Source organism: Neisseria sp. P0007.S010 (assembly GCF_051962875.1).
GTDB lineage: Bacteria > Pseudomonadota > Gammaproteobacteria > Burkholderiales > Neisseriaceae > Neisseria > Neisseria subflava_A.
In genome coordinates this window covers 1-19,239 of sequence record NZ_JBQCUX010000004.1, presented here as the reverse complement: position 1 = coordinate 19,239, position 19,239 = coordinate 1, and the positions used below count along the sequence as shown (strand labels likewise).

18 protein-coding genes are annotated in these 19,239 nt (G+C 48.9%); 2 read left to right on the top strand and 16 right to left on the bottom strand.

The features are described from left to right. Window positions 1-147: 147 nt before the first annotated feature. Window positions 148-2,436 (top strand): TonB-dependent zinc receptor ZnuD, encoded by a 2,289-nt coding sequence (znuD, locus tag ACTHR7_RS03860; protein WP_070713369.1) that lies wholly within the window; start codon window positions 148-150, stop codon window positions 2,434-2,436. Window positions 2,437-2,520: 84 nt separating this feature from the next. Here znuD and ACTHR7_RS03855 read toward each other — a convergent pair whose 3' ends face one another. The 16 genes from ACTHR7_RS03855 to sdhC all read right to left on the bottom strand — a co-directional run bounded on the left by ACTHR7_RS03855 (window position 2,521) and on the right by sdhC (window position 18,408). Next, complete coding sequence (locus tag ACTHR7_RS03855; protein WP_063068021.1) at window positions 2,521-3,333, bottom strand: phosphatidylserine decarboxylase; 813 nt, start codon at window positions 3,331-3,333, stop codon at window positions 2,521-2,523. Between the two features lie 225 nt (window positions 3,334-3,558). Beyond that, window positions 3,559-3,825, bottom strand: coding sequence for a hypothetical protein (locus ACTHR7_RS03850; protein ID WP_036491527.1), 267 nt, complete (start codon window positions 3,823-3,825; stop codon window positions 3,559-3,561). Further along, complete coding sequence (locus ACTHR7_RS03845) at window positions 3,806-4,213, bottom strand: phage holin family protein (RefSeq protein WP_063068022.1); 408 nt, start codon at window positions 4,211-4,213, stop codon at window positions 3,806-3,808. Before ACTHR7_RS03845 ends, ACTHR7_RS03850 begins: the two co-directional genes overlap by 20 nt. A gap of 109 nt (window positions 4,214-4,322) precedes the next feature. Next, window positions 4,323-4,691 carry a DUF883 family protein gene (locus ACTHR7_RS03840; protein WP_063068023.1) on the bottom strand — a complete coding sequence of 123 codons (369 nt, stop codon included), beginning with the start codon at window positions 4,689-4,691 and terminating at the stop codon, window positions 4,323-4,325. Between the two features lie 188 nt (window positions 4,692-4,879). After that, window positions 4,880-5,770 carry a succinate--CoA ligase subunit alpha gene (gene sucD, locus ACTHR7_RS03835; RefSeq protein ID WP_002244992.1) on the bottom strand — a complete coding sequence of 297 codons (891 nt, stop codon included), beginning with the start codon at window positions 5,768-5,770 and terminating at the stop codon, window positions 4,880-4,882. Between the two features lie 10 nt (window positions 5,771-5,780). Then, window positions 5,781-6,947 (bottom strand): ADP-forming succinate--CoA ligase subunit beta, encoded by a 1,167-nt coding sequence (sucC, locus tag ACTHR7_RS03830; RefSeq protein WP_003675098.1) that lies wholly within the window; start codon window positions 6,945-6,947, stop codon window positions 5,781-5,783. 71 nt (window positions 6,948-7,018) lie between these two features. Next, window positions 7,019-7,306: a hypothetical protein gene (locus ACTHR7_RS03825; protein ID WP_004519272.1), complete on the bottom strand. Its 288-nt coding sequence runs from the start codon at window positions 7,304-7,306 to the stop codon at window positions 7,019-7,021. A gap of 124 nt (window positions 7,307-7,430) precedes the next feature. After that, complete coding sequence (gene lpdA, locus ACTHR7_RS03820) at window positions 7,431-8,864, bottom strand: dihydrolipoyl dehydrogenase (RefSeq protein ID WP_002225317.1); 1,434 nt, start codon at window positions 8,862-8,864, stop codon at window positions 7,431-7,433. A 259-nt stretch (window positions 8,865-9,123) separates the two neighbouring features. Beyond that, window positions 9,124-10,305, bottom strand: coding sequence for a 2-oxoglutarate dehydrogenase complex dihydrolipoyllysine-residue succinyltransferase (gene odhB, locus ACTHR7_RS03815; RefSeq protein ID WP_440370350.1), 1,182 nt, complete (start codon window positions 10,303-10,305; stop codon window positions 9,124-9,126). 99 nt (window positions 10,306-10,404) lie between these two features. After that, window positions 10,405-13,233, bottom strand: coding sequence for a 2-oxoglutarate dehydrogenase E1 component (locus ACTHR7_RS03810; RefSeq protein ID WP_440370349.1), 2,829 nt, complete (start codon window positions 13,231-13,233; stop codon window positions 10,405-10,407). A 209-nt stretch (window positions 13,234-13,442) separates the two neighbouring features. Further along, entirely contained in the window at window positions 13,443-14,726 is a 1,284-nt protein-coding gene (gene gltA / locus ACTHR7_RS03805) for a citrate synthase (protein ID WP_440370348.1), read from the bottom strand. Window positions 14,727-14,850: 124 nt separating this feature from the next. Next, window positions 14,851-15,099, bottom strand: coding sequence for an FAD assembly factor SdhE (locus ACTHR7_RS03800; RefSeq protein ID WP_003678830.1), 249 nt, complete (start codon window positions 15,097-15,099; stop codon window positions 14,851-14,853). A 3-nt stretch (window positions 15,100-15,102) separates the two neighbouring features. After that, window positions 15,103-15,810: a succinate dehydrogenase iron-sulfur subunit gene (locus ACTHR7_RS03795; protein WP_003678833.1), complete on the bottom strand. Its 708-nt coding sequence runs from the start codon at window positions 15,808-15,810 to the stop codon at window positions 15,103-15,105. Window positions 15,811-15,929: 119 nt separating this feature from the next. Then, window positions 15,930-17,693: a succinate dehydrogenase flavoprotein subunit gene (gene sdhA / locus ACTHR7_RS03790; protein ID WP_070461322.1), complete on the bottom strand. Its 1,764-nt coding sequence runs from the start codon at window positions 17,691-17,693 to the stop codon at window positions 15,930-15,932. Between the two features lie 2 nt (window positions 17,694-17,695). Further along, on the bottom strand, window positions 17,696-18,037 hold the full coding sequence (gene sdhD / locus ACTHR7_RS03785) for a succinate dehydrogenase, hydrophobic membrane anchor protein (RefSeq protein ID WP_004519264.1): 342 nt from the start codon (window positions 18,035-18,037) through the stop codon (window positions 17,696-17,698). Next, window positions 18,031-18,408 carry a succinate dehydrogenase, cytochrome b556 subunit gene (sdhC, locus tag ACTHR7_RS03780; protein WP_004519263.1) on the bottom strand — a complete coding sequence of 126 codons (378 nt, stop codon included), beginning with the start codon at window positions 18,406-18,408 and terminating at the stop codon, window positions 18,031-18,033. Before sdhC ends, sdhD begins: the two co-directional genes overlap by 7 nt. 462 nt (window positions 18,409-18,870) lie before the next feature. Here sdhC and ACTHR7_RS03775 point away from each other — a divergent pair. Continuing rightward, window positions 18,871-19,239: YkvA family protein (locus ACTHR7_RS03775; protein WP_440370347.1), on the top strand; the 369-nt coding region annotated here is incomplete at its 3' end.

Below are 19,239 nucleotides of genomic sequence, written 5' to 3'. Positions count from 1 at the left end.
CCATTTTCATTTAAACCTGCATACACGACAAAGGCCGTCTGAAAACCACGCTTCGTTTTCAGACGGCCTTTTTTCTCAAAAATCTTATCATATAAATGACGCAATGTTATATAATAACAGCCTTTCGAAATATGATGAGAAACTAAAATGACACAAACCACACTCAAGCCCATTGTTTTATCTATTCTTTTAATCAGCACCCCCATCCTCTCCCAAGCGCATGAAACCGAGCAGTCGGTTGACTTGGACGAGGTTACCGTCGTCGGCAAAAGCCGTCCGCGCGCAACGTCGGGGCTGCTGCACGCTTCGACCGCCTCCGACAAAATCATCTCCGGCGATACCTTGCGCCAAAAAGCCGTCAACTTGGGTGATGCTTTGGACGGCGTACCGGGCATTCATGCTTCGCAATACGGCGGCGGCGCATCCGCTCCTGTCATTCGCGGGCAGACGGGCAGACGGATTAAAGTGTTGAACCATCACGGCGAAACGGGCGACATGGCGGACTTCTCGCCAGACCATGCCCTGATGGTGGACAGCGCCTTGTCGCAACAGGTCGAAATCCTGCGCGGCCCGGTTACGCTCTTGTACAGCTCGGGCAATGTAGCCGGTTTGGTCGATGTTGCCGATGGCAAAATCCCCGAAAAAATGCCTGAAAACGGCGTATCGGGCGAAGCTGGATTGCGTTTGAGCAGCGGCAATTTGGAAAAACTAACATCCGCAGGCATCAATATCGGACTGGGCAACAACTTCGTGCTGCATACCGAAGGCTTGTACCGCAAATCGGGCGATTATGCCGTACCGCGCTATCAAAAAGAAGAAGGCCGTCTGAAACGACTGACCGACAGCCATGCCGATTCAAAAACAGGCAGCATCGGCCTGTCTTGGGTTGGGGATAAAGGTTTTCTCGGCGTAGCGTACAGCGACCGTCGCGACCGCTACGGCCTGCCTGCCCACAGCCATCTCTATGACGACTGCCACGCCGACATCATCTGGCAGAAAAGTTTGATTAACAAACGCTATTTGCAGCTTTATCCGCACCTATTGACCGAAGAAGACGTCGATTACGACAATCCGGGCTTGAGCTGCGGCTTTCACGACGACGATGATGCACACGCCCATGCCCACAACGGCAAACCGTGGATAGACCTGCGCAACAAACGCTACGAACTCCGCGCCGAATGGAAGCTGCCTCTCCCCGGTTTTGAAGCCCTGCGCGTACATCTGAACCGCAACGACTACCACCACGACGAAAAAGCAGGCGATGCAGTAGAAAACTTCTTCAACAACAAAACACACAACGCCCGTATCGAGTTGCGCCACCAACCTATAGGCCGTCTGAAAGGCAGCTGGGGCGTGCAATATTTGGGACAAAAATCCAGCGCGCTTTCCGCCATTCCCGAAACCGTCCAACAACCGATGTTGATTGACAACAATGTGCGCCATTACAGCTTTTTCGGTGTAGAACAGGCAAACTGGGACAACTTCACGCTCGAAGGCGGCGTACGCGTGGAAAAACAAAAAGCCTCCATCCAGTACGACAAAGCATTGATTGATCGGGAAAACTACTATAACCAGCCCCTGCCCGACCTCGGTGCGCACCGCCAAACCGCCCGTTCGTTCGCACTTTCGGGCAACTGGTATTTCACGCCCCAACACAAACTCAGCCTGACCGCTTCCCATCAGGAACGCCTGCCGTCAACGCAAGAGCTGTACGCACACGGCAAGCACGTCGCTACCAATACCTTTGAAGTCGGCAACAAACACCTCAACAAAGAGCGTTCCAACAATATCGAACTCGCACTGGGCTACGAAGGCGACCGCTGGCAATACAATCTGGCACTCTACCGCAACCGCTTCGGCAACTACATTTACGCCCAAACCTTAAACGACGGACGCGGTCCCAAATCCATCGAAGACGACAGCGAAATGAAGCTCGTGCGCTACAACCAATCCGGCGCCGACTTCTACGGCGCGGAAGGCGAAATCTACTTCAAACCGACACCGCGCTACCGCATCGGCGTTTCCGGCGACTATGTACGAGGCCGTCTGAAAAACCTGCCTTCCCTACCCGGCAGGGAAGATGCCTACGGCAACCGTCCTTTCATCGCACAGGATAACCAAAACGCCCCTCGCGTTCCGGCTGCGCGCCTCGGCGTCCATCTGAAAGCCGCACTGACCGACCGCATCGATGCCAATTTGGACTACTACCGTGTGTTCGCCCAAAACAAACTCGCCCGCTACGAAACGCGCACGCCCGGACACCATATGCTCAACCTTGGTGCAAACTACCGCCGCAATACGCGCTATGGTGAGTGGAATTGGTATGTCAAAGCCGACAACCTGCTCAACCAATCCGTTTACGCCCACAGCAGCTTCCTCTCTGATACGCCGCAAATGGGCCGCAGCTTTACCGGCGGCGTGAACGTGAAGTTTTAAAATCGGACAGGCAAACAAAAAAGGTTTTCAGACGGCCGTCTGAAAACCTTTTTCTTGTTTTAACCAATCATTTAAAACTGACTATTAATCTTTCAATACATCTTGCACAGCCGCTTGAATTTTAGCCGCCGCCGCTTCGATTTGCTGCTGTTCGGTGGATTGGTTTGCTACTGTTTCAGCCGGAGCAGCTTGAGAAGCCGGAGTTGCTTGTGGAGCTGCGGCTTTAGGCTCAGATTCAGTTTGCGGCGCAGTCAGCGGCAAACGCGCCAATACAGTGCTGACGCCGGTGACTTTATCGCCAATCGCCACTTGCGCCTGCGCATCGACAGGCAGATACATATCCACGCGCGAACCAAAGCGGATAAAGCCATAGCGTTCGCCGCGAGATAGTTTCGCACCTGCTTGGGTGTAGCACAAAATACGGCGCGCCACCAAACCGGCCACTTGAACAAAAGTAATTTCACGACCAGAAGCCGTAGTCGCCAAAACCGCATTACGTTCGTTTTCCGTGCTGGCTTTGTCCAAATCCGCATTCACGAATTTGCCTTTGTTATAGACCACTTTCGTTACCGTACAATCGGCAGGCGATTTTTGCGAATGCACGTTGAACACGTTCATAAAAATACTGATTTTCAAAGCGTCGACATCACGATACGGATCGCGTGCGCGCTCAACCACCACGATACGGCCGTCAACAGGACTCAACACCGCTTCAGGATTTTGCGGAATCTCACGCGCAGGGTCGCGGAAAAACTGCAGGGCAAATACAGTAAACACCCAAAACGGCAAAGACCACCAGCCGCAGCACATCGATACCAGCAGGCTCAAAGCCAAACCGCCGCCGATAATCGGCCAGCCCTCACGGGCGATAATCGGGTGGGGATACAAACGGTTCATCACTTATCCTTCATTTAATAATTTCAAAATTGTCGCCATTATATCTGAAACTCCAAACATTGAGGCCGTCTGAAATATTCAGACGGCCGGTGTCTTTTGTAAAAAATACTCAACATAGATAAAGTTTCAGTTTCGGCAACACAATGACGCAGCATCCTCAACCAGCGGCTCACACGAGCCAACAACTCGCCGCAAATATCATTTTGACCAAACCTCCGCCCTCGATTATCTCGATAAACCCAGTATGACCGCCAATACCAGCCAAATCCAATGCCGACGGCGCGATGTAGAAAACAAAGCACGTTGAGACAGCAAACGCGTTTGACTCAACTGATACGCCACATCGGCCAACATTACCAAGCGATTAGTCTGCCGAGCATTACCTTCTTCCGCTTTACGCAGTTTCAAATTTTCCGCTTCAATCCGCAGCCGCACCAGCTTGGCTTCCAAAAGCAGCAGCTCGCGCGCTTCCTCATATTCCTGTTGCTTCATCGTCCGCATCCTTGTCTATCTCACCGCGCAAATACGCAATGTCCGATCGAATATCCTGCAAGGTCTCAGCCACACGGCTGCCCTGCTCCCGATAGTCCGTCGATACTTTGCGGAACAATACAGCAATAATCAGCAGGCTTACAAAGAAAATGCCGAAAAATACCCACAAAGCAGCCACATCCGACAGCACGCGGTTCAAACCGAACAGCAAACCAACCAAGCCCACCATCAACAGCGCGCCGGACAACACCAGCCAGATCGCCAACCGGAACACATTCTCCGCCTGACGCGTCAAATCCAAGCTCAATACCTGCAAACGCAGCAGCAGCAAATCCGCGCCCTGATTCAACAAAGCCTTGCCATGTTCAAAACGCTGGCGAATTCCCATCTCGATTATCCTTTTTTCCAGGAAAAATAAGGCTAAGGCCGTCTGCACAGCGCAATGAAATCCATGATTTCATGTACACGCCTGTTCAGACGGCCTTAACATATTCACATTAACGGCGGTTCAACAACACACCGACAACCAAACCGGCCAATGCGGCAAAACCCATCGCATAATATGGTTTTTCATGCACCACTTCATCAGCTTGTTTGGCACCGCGTTTCAAGCACGCCCCAGCATCTGATTCTAAATCGGAAAAAAGCTCTTTACCATCTTTAAATCGTTCGCTAATCTCTTCTTCGAAGCTGCTAAAACGCTCTTTGGCTTCTGCCAATTTTGCTTCCAATTTAGCGCGAATTTTACTACCTTCTTCCGAACCGGCTTCAACACCATTGCGGTACAGTTCGTCCACATCATCCATTACTTCTCGGATATCTTCCAACAAAGCATCACGACGTTTTTCAAAATTATGTTTTTTCATACTACTCTCCTATAGATTGATATGATTACAGATTGTTTATCTGTTACTAGTATTATAACCATTTATTTCCAAATAAACGTTAATTTAAATTAAATTAAGTTCCTATAACGAAAACAACCCAATGAAATTAAAAAAGGCCGTCTGAAAACTTCAGACGGCCTTTTCAATTCAGCTTAAAGACTTAAGTCTTATGCCAAACCTTTTGCTTTCAACACTTCCAGCATGGTAGTGCCCAACTCGGCAGGGCTGCGGGTGTAAGCGATACCGGCTTTTTCGAAAGCGGCGAATTTTTCTTCGGCAGTACCTTTACCGCCAGAAATAATCGCACCGGCGTGGCCCATACGTTTGCCTTTAGGAGCAGTAACACCAGCGATGTAACCTACAACAGGTTTGGTTACGTTGGATTGGATGTATTCGGCTGCTTCTTCTTCCGCAGTACCGCCGATTTCACCGATCATGATGATGGCGTCGGTATCTGGGTCTTCTTGGAAGAGTTTCAGTGCGTCGATTTGGTTCATACCAGGAATCGGGTCGCCGCCGATACCGATACAGGTTGATTGACCCAAACCCAGTTTGGTGGTTTGTGCCACAGCTTCGTAAGTCAATGTACCGGAACGGGAAATAATACCGATGCGGCCCGGAGTGTGGATGTGGCCCGGCATAATACCGATTTTGCACTCACCCGGAGTAATCACGCCAGGGCAGTTAGGGCCGACCAAGCGGGTACCGTTGCCGTTGGTTTCCAAGTAACGTTTGGCTTTGAGCATGTCCAAAGTAGGCACGCCTTCGGTAATCACAACGACCAAGCCTACGCCTGAATCAACTGCTTCAACGATAGAATCCAAAACAAACGGAGCTGGAACGTAAATTACAGATGCGTCAGCGCCGGTTTCTTTAACGGCTTCTTTCATGGTGTTGAATACAGGCAGGTCCAGATGGGTTTGACCGCCTTTGCCTGGGGTAACGCCGCCGACAACTTTAGTGCCGTAAGCCAGAGCTTGTTCGGAGTGGAAAGTACCGTTTTTACCGGTGAAACCTTGAACCAATACTTTGGTGTCTTTATTAATCAATACGCTCATTCTTTTCTCCTTAGGCGTTTACGGCTGCAACAATTTTTTCGGCTGCGTCATTCAGGCCGTCTGCAGAAGTCAGTTTCAGACCTGATTCGTTCAGGATTTTCGCGCCGAGTTCGGCGTTGTTACCTTCCAAACGAACAACGACAGGAACGTTGACGTTGATTTCTTTAACGGCTGCCACGATGGCTTCCGCAATCATGTCGCAACGTACGATACCGCCGAAGATGTTGATCAATACGCCTTTAACGGATTTGTCTTCCAAAATCAGTTTGAACGCTTCAACCACGCGATCTTTGGTTGCGCCGCCGCCAACGTCCAAGAAGTTGGCAGGTTGGCCGCCTTTGAGTTTGATGATATCCATAGTGGCCATCGCCAAACCGGCACCGTTAACCATACAGCCGATGTTGCCTTCCAGGGCAACATAGTTCAGGTCGAATTCAGAAGCTTTCAGCTCACGTTCGTTTTCTTGAGATTTGTCGCGCAATTCAGCGATTTTTGGCAGGCGGTAGAGCGCGTTGCTGTCGATACCGATTTTGCCGTCCACGCAAGCCAGCGCGCCGTTTTCGCGAACTGCCAATGGGTTTACTTCAAACAGGGCGAAGTCGTTTTCGATAAACGCTTTGTACGCGCCGGTCATCAGTTTGACGAACTCGTTGATTTGTTTGTCTTTCAAGCCCAGTTGGAAGGCAACTTCGCGAGCTTGGCAAGGTTGCAGGCCGACCAGCGGATCAACGGTTACTTTGAAGATTTTTTCTGGAGTTTCGGCAGCAACTTTTTCAATTTCCACGCCGCCTTCGGTAGAAGCCATGAATGTAACGCGGCGGGTAGAACGGTCAACCACTGCGCCCAAGTACAGCTCGGTTTGAACCGGATACATGTCTTCGCAAACCAAAACGCTGTTGACAGGTTGGCCGTTGGCATCGGTTTGGTAAGTTACCAAGTTGGTGCCAATCAGGCTTTCAGCCACTTCTTTAGCTTCTTCGCGGCTTTTAACGACTTTTACGCCACCCGCTTTACCGCGGCCGCCGGCGTGTACTTGTGCTTTGACAACTGCGAATTTGCCGCCCAATTTGTCGTAAGCTGCAGCGGCTTCTTCGCCGTTGTGTGCCAAAATACCGCCTTGTACGGGCAAACCGTAGCTAGCCAGCAGTTCTTTAGCCTGATACTCGTGTAAATTCATGGATTTCTCCTTAAGGTGAGTGGGTTTTAGGAATCGCCCTGCGGCCAATCCCATATTTTCAGACGGCCCTACTATTTACTGAAGGGCAACCACATCCGCGCCAGCAGATACATGGTTGCACCGCCTCCTCCGAGAATAAAAAAGACGATGCCTTTTTTACGCGAATTCGGGCAGAGCAGATAAACGGCAAGGCTGAAACTGATAAACAACAATGCCACGCGCCAAACCAATTCTTTATCTTTGAAACGGTTGAGCGTATAAGTTTCGGTCATCATCACATACATCTGCCACAATGCGGCCATACACATGCTGATAATGCCCATCGGTATAAAGAAAATACCGACTATTTCTTTGTTCATAATGAATGTAAATGCTATTTGTTTGTCTGATGGAATTATAAATCAGAAAACGGAGCTCTCGGAACATTCAATTTGTCGAAGGTCTTAAGGCCGTCTGAAAAATTTCAGACGGCCTTAATGTCTATCAACCGTGCAAAGCGCGTTTGTCGGCCGCCAATGCAGCTTCGTGAACCACTTCGGACAAGGTTGGGTGGGCATGGATAATGCGGGCGATGTCTTCGCTGCTGGCGAAGAATTCGAGCGCAGTCACGCCTTCGGTAACCAATTCGCTGACAACCGGGCCAATCATGTGTACGCCCAAGATACGGTCGGTTTTGGCATCTGCCAACACTTTAACCGTACCTTTGGCTTTGCCCATTGCCAATGCGCGACCGTTTGCACCGAAACCTGAAGTACCTTTTTTGTACTCCACGCCTTCGGCTTTGAGCTGCTCTTCGGTTTTACCCACCCAAGCGATTTCAGGGTCAGTGTAAATCACGAATGGTACGTTGTTGAAGTCAATATGCGGTTTTTGACCGGCAATGCGCTCGGCAACGGCAACGCCTTCGTCGCTGGCTTTGTGTGCCAACATCGGGCCGCGAACCACGTCGCCGATTGCCCATACGTTAGGCAGGTTGGTACGGCATTCGCCATCTACTTTGATAAAGCCACGCTCATCTTTTTCCAAGCCTACGGCTTCGGCGTTCAGGCCTTTGGTGTTTGGAATACGGCCGATGGCAACAATCAGTTTGTCGAATACTTCGGTTTTGGCTTCGCCGGCAGCTGTTTCGTAAGCAACGGAAACGCCTTTGCCTTCAGATTTGATGTCACCGATTTTCACGCCCAATTCGATGCTCAAACCTTGCTCTTTGGTGAAGTATTTGAAGGCTTCTTTGGCGATTTGTTGGTCTGCGGCAGCCAGGAAGGTCGGCGCGGCTTCAAGAATGGTAACTTCTGCACCCACGCGGTTCCATACGGAACCCATTTCCAAACCAATCACGCCGGAACCGATCACGCCGAGTTTGGCAGGCACTTCGGTCAGGTTCAATGCGCCTTCGTTATCCAATACGTTCACGTTGTCGATAGCGACTTGTGGCAGCGGACGCGGTACGGAACCGGTCGCTACGATGACGTGTTTGGCTTCGATAACGGTTTTCTCGCCTTTGTTATCGACTTCGATTTGGTAAGCATCGCCATTTTTACCGGCAAAAGAAGCAGTACCAAACAGGCTGGTTACTTTGTTTTTTTGGAACAGGAATTTCACGCCGCCGGTCAGTTTGGTCACGATGGCATCTTTACGCTCAATCATTTTGGCCGCGTCGAATTTTACGTCGCCGACAGTGATACCGTGTTCGGCAAACTCGTGTTGCGCAGCGTGGAAATGTTCGCTGGATTGCAACAGGGCTTTAGAAGGGATACAACCTACGTTTAAGCAAGTACCGCCCAATGCAGGGGCATTGCCTGCTTTATTAACGCCTGCATCGACGCAAGCGGTTTTGAAACCCAGTTGCGCGGCACGGATGGCGGCAACGTATCCGCCCGGGCCTGCACCAATCACTACTACATCATATTGAGACATCGTGTCATCCTTTGCTTTTAGCAGTATCTCAAAATAAAAACGATACTTTTTGTTTCTTTTTTATTTTGAATGACTGCGTTTTGATGGTTTTAAGAAAAGGCCGTCTGAAAGTCCATATCTGTCGATTCATTCGAATCAAATGTTTCAGACGGCCTCAATCGTTCGTTGAGCCTATTGTAGCACGATACTACATTACGCTACATCTAAATAAAAATTCAGACGGCCTTTTCATTAACAAATAAAAGGCCGTCTGAAACGATTACAGATCCAACAACAGGCGAGCTGGGTCTTCCAACGCGTCTTTAATGGCTACCAAGGTCAATACAGCTTCGCGGCCATCAATGATACGGTGGTCGTAAGACAGAGCCAGATACATCATTGGACGGACAACAACTTGACCGTTTTCAACCACAGCGCGCTCTTTAGTGGCGTGCATACCCAAAATCGCAGATTGAGGCGGGTTGATGATCGGGGTAGACATCATAGAACCGAAAGTACCGCCGTTGGTGATACTGAATGTACCGCCGGTCAGATCTTCGATAGCGATTTTGCCGTCTTTGGCTTTTTTCGCGTAATCAACAATTGCTTGTTCAATGTCGGCAATGCTCATTTGGTCGGCATCGCGCAGGATTGGCACAACCAAACCGCGTGGGCTGCCAATTGCGATACCGATGTCGAAGTAGCCGTGGTACACGATGTCTTTGCCGTCAACAGAAGCATTCACAACCGGGTATTTTTTCAGGGCGGCAACAGCGGCTTTAACGAAGAAGGACATAAAGCCCAGTTTTACGCCGTGTTCTTTCTCGAATTTATCTTTGTACTTCGCACGCAAGTCCATGATTGGTTTCATGTTGACTTCGTTGAATGTAGTCAAAATGGCGTTTTCTTGTTGAGAAGCCAGGAGGCGTTCTGCAACACGGGCACGCAGGCGGCTCATTGGTACGCGTTCTTCAGGACGTGCGCCGGCAGGCAGTGCAACAGCAGGAGCAGCGGCTGCGGCAGGTTTGGCAGCGGCATTTTGTACGTCTTCTTTCAATACGCGACCGTCACGGCCGGAACCTTGCAATGCGTTCACGTCAACACCGGTCTCGGTAGCCAGTTTGGCGGCAGCAGGCATAGCGGCGTTGTTTTGTGCAGCAGCAGGAGCGGCGGCTGGGGCAGCTTCGGCAGGCGCGGCGGCTGGGGCTTCAGCAGCGGCAGTAGCAGCTGTGTCGATGCGTGCCAAAACTTGGTCGGCAACAACGGTTTCACCGTCTTGCGCTACGATTTCAACCAATACGCCGGCTTGTGGAGAAGGTACTTCCAAAACCACTTTGTCAGTTTCGATATCGATCAGGATTTCGTCACGGGCAACTGCTTCGCCAACTTTTTTCTTCCATTCCAAGAGCGTGCCTTCAGATACGCTTTCAGACAGCATAGGTACTTTTACATCAATAATCATTTTGTGTCTCCAATGGCCCTTTCAGACGGCCTGTTGTGTGTTTTTAATTCTGCATATGGGTATTCCGCCTGAGCAGACTCAGACGGAATGCTACTTGGTTTACAATGACAAAGCGTCTTCAACCAATTGTTTCAATTGAGCAATGTGTTTGCTTGAGTAGCCCACTGCAGGTGATGCGCTGCTTGGACGACCGGCATAAGACAGTTTTTGCTCTTCGCTGATAACGTCTTCGATGCGGTGGCGGATTTGGTAGAACGCTCCTTGGTTTTTCGGCTCTTCTTGTGCCCAAACCACAGATTTTGCGTTCGGATATTTCGCCAGCTCAGCTTTAACCTCCTCGTATGGGAATGGATACAGCTGCTCAACGCGGACGATAGCAACATCATCTTCCAGTTTACGCTCGGCACGGCCAGCTTCCAAGTCATAGTAAACCTGACCGGCACACAATACCACGCGTTTCACGCTATCGTTGCTTGCGCGTTCGGCGGTATCGCCGATAACCGGACGGAAAGTCGAACCTTCGGTGAAGTTTTCCAGCGGGCTCATTGCACCTTTGAAGCGCAACAGGCGTTTGGACATGAAAATCACCAGCGGTTTACGGTATGAACCCAAGACTTGGCGTTGCAAGAGGTGGAACATTTGCGACGCTTCAGACGGCATGATGACTTGCATATTGTTCTCGGAACACAGTTGCAACCAACGTTCCACGCGTGCAGAAGAGTGCTCAGGGCCTTGACCGTCGTAGCCGTGCGGCAGGATGGTGGTCAGGCCGCACAAACGACCCCATTTGGTTTCACCTGAAGACAGGAATTGGTCAATAGTCACTTGCGCGCCGTTGGCGAAGTCACCGAATTGAGCTTCCCAAATGGTCAGCTTGTCAGGTGCGGAGCAGGCAAAGCCGTACTCGAACGCCATCACGGCTTCTTCGTTCAAGATAGAGTCGATAACCAGGAACTCGCCCATGCCTTCGCCCATATGGCGCAGAGGAACATAAGTACCGTCGTCCCATTTTTCGCGTTTTTGATCGTGCAACACTGCATGACGGTGTGAGAATGTACCGCGGCCGGAGTCCTCACCGGAGATACGCACGCCATGACCTTTGGTCAGCAGGCTTGCGTATGCGAGGGTTTCGGCCATACCCCAGTCGATGGCTTGTTTGCCGGATGCCATGGCTTTACGCGCTTCGATCACACGTTTTGCAGTCGGATGCAGGGCAAAGCCTTCCGGTACGGCGGTAAATTTCTCGGTAAGGCGCTCGATGTCGGCGGCAGGCAAACCAGTTTCGATTTTTTCGCGCCAATCTTTGCCTTGGTATTTGCTCCAGTCGATTTGTGTGCGTTGGAAGTTGCTCAAAGTTGTTTGTTCAACATGTTCGCCTTTGTCCAAAGCATCACGGTAGGCTTGGATGTAACCGTCAGCCTCAGCTTGAGTTACCACGCCTTCGGCAATCAGTTGCTCGGTGTACAAAGCACGCGCACCTGGGTGTTGCGATACTTTTTTGTACATCATCGGTTGGGTCAAGGTCGGATCATCGCCCTCGTTGTGGCCCCATTTACGGTAGCAGACAACGTCGACCACGATGTCTTTATGGAATTTTTTGCGGTAATCCAAAGCGGCTTGAATGGCAAAGCAAACGCGTTCAGGGTCATCGCCGTTCACGTGGATAACCGGAGCGGAAACCATTTTCGCGATATCGGTACAGTATACGGTAGAACGGGTATCGCGGGTATCGGAAGTGGTAAAGCCGATTTGGTTGTTGATCACGATGTGAACAGTACCGCCGGTGGTATAGCCGCGTGTTTTAGACAGGTTGAATGTTGCTTGGTTAACACCCAAACCGATAAATGCGGAGTCACCGTGAATCAATACTGGCAAAACTTTATCGCGGCCGTTTTCTCCCAAACGTTTTTGTTTGGCGCGCGCAGAACCTTCCACTACTGGGTTAACAATTTCCAAGTGTGACGGGTTAAATGCCAAAGAAACGTGCATTGGGCCGTGCGGAGTGGCGATGTCGGAGCTGAAGCCCATGTGGTATTTCACGTCGCCGCTAGGCAATTTGATTTCGGCTCGGCCTTCGAATTCGGCAAACAGATCAGCCGGTTTTTTGCCCAAAATGTTAACCAAAACATTCAGACGGCCACGGTGTGCCATACCGATGATGACTTCTTCCACGCCGTCTTTACCGGCATTTTGAATCAGGTAGTTCAAACCAGCAATCGCGCTTTCGCCGCCTTCTACACCAAAGCGTTTTTGACCGACATATTTGGTATGCAGGTAGCGTTCCAGAGTTTCAGCAGCAGTCATTTCTTTCAAGATACGGCGTTTTTGTTCAACGTTGTAGCTTGGTGTAGACAGTACGCTTTCAAAATAATTGCGAACCCAGCGACGCTCTTCGGTATTTGGAATGTAGATGTACTCTACCGCGATATGACCGCAGTAGGTTTGTTTGAGGTTACTGATGATTTGGGACAGAGGCAGTTTGCTCTGACCGGAAAAATCGCCCTCACCCATATTGAACTGAAGCGCCATATCGGCATCTGACAGACCGTGGAATTTAGGATCAAGAGCTTCGATATTTTGAGGAGGAATACGTTTGAGCGGATCAAGTTGGGCTGCACCCACGCCTTGGATACGATAGGCAGAAATCAGTCGCAAAACACTGACTTGCTTTTTCATCATTGCCTCATCCACACCGCCTGCGACGGCTGCGGCAATTTTCTTTTTAGCCAAAGTGGCAAATGATTCACGAATCGGTGTATGGGCAACATCGACAGCGACTGCGCCCGGCTGTTTACTCAAATCGGTAAAGTACTGTTTCCATTTTTCATCGACAGATTCCGGATTATCCAGAAACTTTTCATACAACTCCTCGATGTATGGCGCATTAGAACCAAACAGATAAGAGAAATTGAGTTTTTCGTCCATCATGGCGTGAGCTCTTTTCTTTAAAATATAAACAAAGGGTAGAATCCCGTGTTCTCCGAACGGAATTCAGGCCGTCTGAAATGACACTTTATTCTACCCTATTTCAAATCAAATTACCTGCTATCAACTTAATTAATTACGACCAACCTCATTGAAAACGGCAATTCGATTTTTTCAAACGACTTTTCAACAATATATTAATGTATTGTTTATTAGCGTTTATCTACCGGAACGTAATCGCGACGCTCTGCACCGGTATACAGTTGACGTGGGCGACCGATTTTCAGTGCCGGATCGCTAATCATTTCATGCCAATGAGAAATCCAACCTACACTGCGCGACAATGCGAAGATAACGGTAAACATTTCAGTTGGAATGCCCAATGCGGACAAGACGATGCCGGAGTAGAAATCGACGTTTGGATACAGCTTGCGTTCAACAAAGAATGGATCTTTCAGTGCAATTTGTTCCAATTCCATCGCCAGCTTGAATTTAGGACTGTCCTCCAAGCCTAATTCTTTCAAGACTTCATAACAGGTTTCGCGCATGATGCTGGCTCGTGGGTCCATATTGCGGTATACGCGGTGACCGAAGCCCATCAGACGGTATTTACGTTGTTTCACACCTTCCATGTATGCGGCAACATTAGATACATCGCCGATTTCGTCCAGCATCTTCAACACAGCTTCGTTTGCACCGCCGTGTGAAGCACCCCACAGACAGGCAATACCGGCAGCGATACAGGCAAATGGATTTGCACCAGAAGAGCCGGCCAAACGTACGGTCGAAGTAGAAGCGTTTTGCTCGTGGTCGGCATGCAAAATAAAGATACGGTCGAGCGCGCGAGCCAATACTGGATTAGGTTTGTATTCTTCACACGGTGTGGCAAACATCATGTGCAAGAAGTTTTCAGCATAAGAAAGGTTATTTTTTGGATAATTGAACGGCAAACCGTTGGAATAACGGTAACACATTGCCGCAATGGTCGGAATTTTGGAGATTAAGCGGTAAATCGCGATTTTGCGGTGTTCAGGATTGGTAATATCCAAGCTGTCTTGATAGAACGCAGACAGCGCGCCAACCACACCCACCATCATTGCCATCGGATGCGCATCACGGCGAAAACCGCGGAAGAACCAAGTCAACTGTTCATGCACCATAGTATGGTGGCTGACTGTAGCATCAAATTCTTTTTTCTGTTCAGGGGTAGGCAGTTCGCCGTAAATCAACAGGTAGCAAACTTCCAAGTAATCAGATTTTTCGGCCAGCTGCTCGATAGGATAACCACGGTAATACAACAGACCTTCATCGCCATCAATATAAGTGATTTTAGATTCGCAACTTGCAGTGGACACGAATCCGGGATCGAAGGAAAACAGACCTGTATTTTTAGTCAAAGTACGAATATCAACCACATCATGGCCGATACTTGCTTCCAATACTGGCAGTTCCAAGGTCTCTTGATTTGGGGTGGTGAGCTTGACTGATTTAGACATTCTTAAACTCCTTTGTAAGTTGGGGCTTTCGTTGCCGCCCAAGCGGCACGGTCCTTTTTTTCAGACGGCCTCAGTATGGAAAGAGCTTGTTCGGATTGGCATCGCAAACAAGCTCTATAACACGTCATGCCTGTCTGATTTTTTCAAGCATGGGAATCAGGTGTTTCTTGTCCGTCGCCGAATGTCCGTTAATCAAGGCAAGCAACTCTTGGTCTTGAAATTCGAGGATTTCGGAAAATTCGGACAACTCCTGATCACTCAGGTGCTCGAATTCTTTTTCCATGAACCTGCCGAAGATTAAATCTAATTCCAACAATCCCCGGCGGGTTTGAAAACGGATTTTCCGTTTGGCAATATCGTCAAAAACCATCATTTCTTAAACGGCTCGTTTCAACATAATCTCTTTAATCTTACCGATGGCTCGGGTCGGATTCAAGTGTTTAGGACATACGTCTACGCAGTTCATAATGGTGTGGCAACGGAACAAACGGTATGGGTCGTTCAGGTTATCCAAACGCTCATTAGTGATGGTATCACGGCTATCCGCAATGAAACGGTAAGCATTCAGCAAGCCAGACGGACCAACGAATTTATCAGGATTCCACCAGAATGATGGGCAGGCAGTCGAACAGCAGGCGCACAAAATACACTCGTACAAACCGTCCAACTCTTTACGCTCTTCCTGAGTTTGCAGACGCTCTTTGTCCGCATCGATAGGATTATCGTTGACAACGTAAGGTTTGATGGAGTGATATTGTTTGAAGAACTGGGTCATATCCACAATCAGGTCGCGGATAACAGGCAGACCTGGCAGAGGACGGATTTTAACCGGCTGTTTCAGGCTGCGCAGATCGGTCAGACATGCCAAGCCGTTTTTACCGTTGATGTTCATACCGTCAGAACCGCAAATACCTTCGCGGCAAGAACGGCGGAAAGACAATGTATCGTCTTGTGCTTTCAGACGCACCAAAGCGTCCAAAAGTTTAACGTCCGTTGGTTCCAATTCCAACTCGTAACGTTGCATATAAGGTTTGGCATCAACGTCCGGGTTATAACGGTAAATTTCAAAACTCATTTTTTCCATGAGAAGTGTTCCTTTTCTCATAAACTGCCCAATGATTTTGTATTATGAATTCAAGCAGTTCAATGTGGGTATGGTTAGGTTTCAGACGGCCTTTAAGATAAAGGCCGTCTGAAAACTCATCAATAAACGCGTTTGGCCGGTTTGATGTATTCCACGCTCAAAGGCTTGGTATGTACCGGTTTGTAAGACAAAGTATTGGTATCTGAATGATACAGGGTATGTTTCATCCAGTTTTCGTCATCGCGCTCAGGATGGTCGTCTGAAGCGTGTGCGCCACGCGATTCTTTACGCGCTTCGGCGGACACCAAAGTCGCTTTCGCTACTTCAATCAGATTATCCAATTCCAAAGCTTCGATACGCGCGGTATTCCACACTTTGCTCTTATCTTTGATTTCAGTACGTTTCACGCGCTCGGCAATCTCCATGATTTCTCGAACGCCTTTGCTCAGAATCTCATCGGTACGGAACACACCGGCGTGCAGTTGTACGGAGCGTTGCAGTTCGCGACGCAATGCATCAACGTTTTCGCCGCCAGTTTGATTATCCAAACGCTCGATACGTTGGCGGGTCAATTCACCGGCATTAGCAGGCAGAGGTTTCCAGTCGCTTTGCTCTTTGATGAATTTAATCATGCTGTCGCCGGCAGCTTTACCGAATACCACCAAGTCTAACAGGGAGTTAGTACCCAAGCGGTTCGCACCGTGTACGGAAGCACAAGCGCATTCACCTGCCGCATACAGACCTTTTACAGGTACTTCGTAATCTTCACCTTGCGGAACAACAACTTCGCCATGGTAGTTAGTCGGAATACCGCCCATCATATAGTGGGTAGTCGGCACAACAGGAATCGGGTCTTTAATCGGGTCAATACCGGCAAACTGAATGGAAATCTCGCGGATGCCCGGCAGTTTTTCCATAATTTTTTCTGCACCGATATGGTCGATTTTCAGCAATACATGGTCTTTGTTTTTACCACAGCCGCGACCTTCGTAAATTTCCATCGCCATCGCACGGGAAACCACGTCACGGGAAGCCAAGTCTTTTACGGTTGGTGCGTAACGTTCCATAAAGCGTTCGCCGTCGGCATTCAACAGAATACCGCCCTCACCACGCACACCCTCAGTAATCAATACACCGGCACCGGCTACACCAGTCGGGTGGAATTGCCAGAATTCCATGTCTTCCAACGGAATACCTGCACGGGCACAAATACCCAAACCATCACCGGTATTCATATAAGCATTGGTAGAAGAAGCATAAATACGACCGCCACCACCGGTAGCAAACATCACAGCTTTAGCGTGGAAAATATAAACTTCGCCGGTTTCCATTTCCATGGCGGTTACACCGACTACGTCACCGTTTTCATCACGAATCAAATCTTGCGCCGTCCATTCCACAAAGAATTGTGTATTGGCACGGACGTTTTGTTGGTACAAAGTATGCAACATCGCATGACCGGTACGGTCGGCAACCGCACATGCACGTTCTACCGCGCGTTTACCGTGTTCTGCAGTATGGCCGCCGAAAGGACGTTGGTAGATTTTACCGCTTTCCACACGGTCAAAAGGCATACCCATGTGTTCCAACTCAATTACGGCTTCAGGCGCGGCGCGACACATAAACTCAATCGCATCTTGGTCGCCCAACCAGTCAGAACCTTTCACGGTATCGTACATATGCCAATCCCAACGGTCTTCCTGCACATTACCCAATGAAGCAGAAATACCACCTTGAGCCGCTACAGTATGAGAACGGGTTGGGAAGACTTTAGACAAAACAGCACAATTCAGGCCGGATTTAGACAATTGGAGGGCTGCGCGTAAACCTGCACCACCACCGCCAACAATCACGGCATCAAACTTGCGAACAGGAAAACCCATATTTACCCCCAAATTACTTTAACTGAATACACCAAGCAGCCTACCAACCAAACGATGGTGGCAACTTGTAAAAACAAACGCACGCCGAAAGGCTTAATGTAGTCCATCCACAAATCACGGATACCTACCCATGCATGCAGGAATACGGCCAAGAAGCTCACTTGGGTAAACACCTTCACCCAAGTTTGATCAAAAAATGCCTGCCATGCCGAATATTCTTTAGGCAACGTAAACAAAACAACCAAAAGAACCACGGTGTACACCAACATGATGACCGCAGTTGCACGTTGCATTGCCCAATCGCGCAAACCGTAATGCGCACCTGTCAATTTACGTTCTACCATAACAAAGCTCCCAAAACGACGGTCAGAATCAAAGCAGAAGCAAATACAACTTTAGCAGTAGTACGGGCAGTATTTAATTCCAGGCCTTTATGCACATCCAAAAACAGAAAGCGGATACCGGCGAAAAAGTGGTGCAGATATGCCCACAACAGACCGATAAGGATCAGCTTCACAAACGGATTGGAGATAGCAGAACGATATGCTTCAAACGACGCTTCGCGATCCAGCGTTCCAGAGAAGAAATACAAGAGAACAGGCAGCATCACAAACAAGCCGACGCCGCTGATACGGTGAAGAATAGATACAATCCCCGGTATGGGCAATCGGATATTCGGAATTTCCAAAAATACCGGGCGTGATTTGGCGGACATGGTCAGTTCCTCTAGATTTATTATCAGCTCAAAACCTATAGCTCAGCACTACAATAAGCTACATAAACCATAATTTACCTGTTTTATCTCATTTTGAACAGTGCAATTTATGAATGCTCTAATGATTTTTACCAAAAGACTAATAAAATCAAACAATCATTCTTAGATTTTTTTTTGCGTGGCTAGCCTTTTTTGTTACTTTCCTGCAATTAAGCCATCTCCCCATCAAAGCACTTACGATAACATCATTATTGTTTGAGAATTGTATCTATTGTGAGATAAATTCTCACTCTTGATACCTAATCTTTACAAAGGCATAAGCCATTCTTAACTTATTATCATTGCATTATCACCACTACTCTTACATAGTTATACATTCAAAGACATTTCATCTATCCCTAGATGGATTAAAATACAGTGAAATACCAACAATGTTTCCATACCTTATAAGGAAGCTGCATCATGACACACTCCCCTCATCAAAACACACCCGATCCGAAAGACTACATCCCTTCCTTCCGCCGTCGAAACTTAGACACATCCAGCTTTATGAAAAAACTCGGACGCTTTGCCGGCCGTCTGGGCAAACCTGTCGTCCGTCAACTTTATGCACTTTATTACCTTTGGGAATCCGAACACACGCCCAAACGGGCCAAAATGATTATTGTCGGCGCACTGGTTTATTTCCTCAGCCCTATCGACAGCATTCCCGACCTTCTGATTCCATTTGGTTTCAGCGATGACATTGCCGTCATTGCGCTGGTTTATTCTCAGATGAAAAACTATCTGACCGAAGATATTCAAGAAAAAGCCCGTCAAGCGGCTGACAAG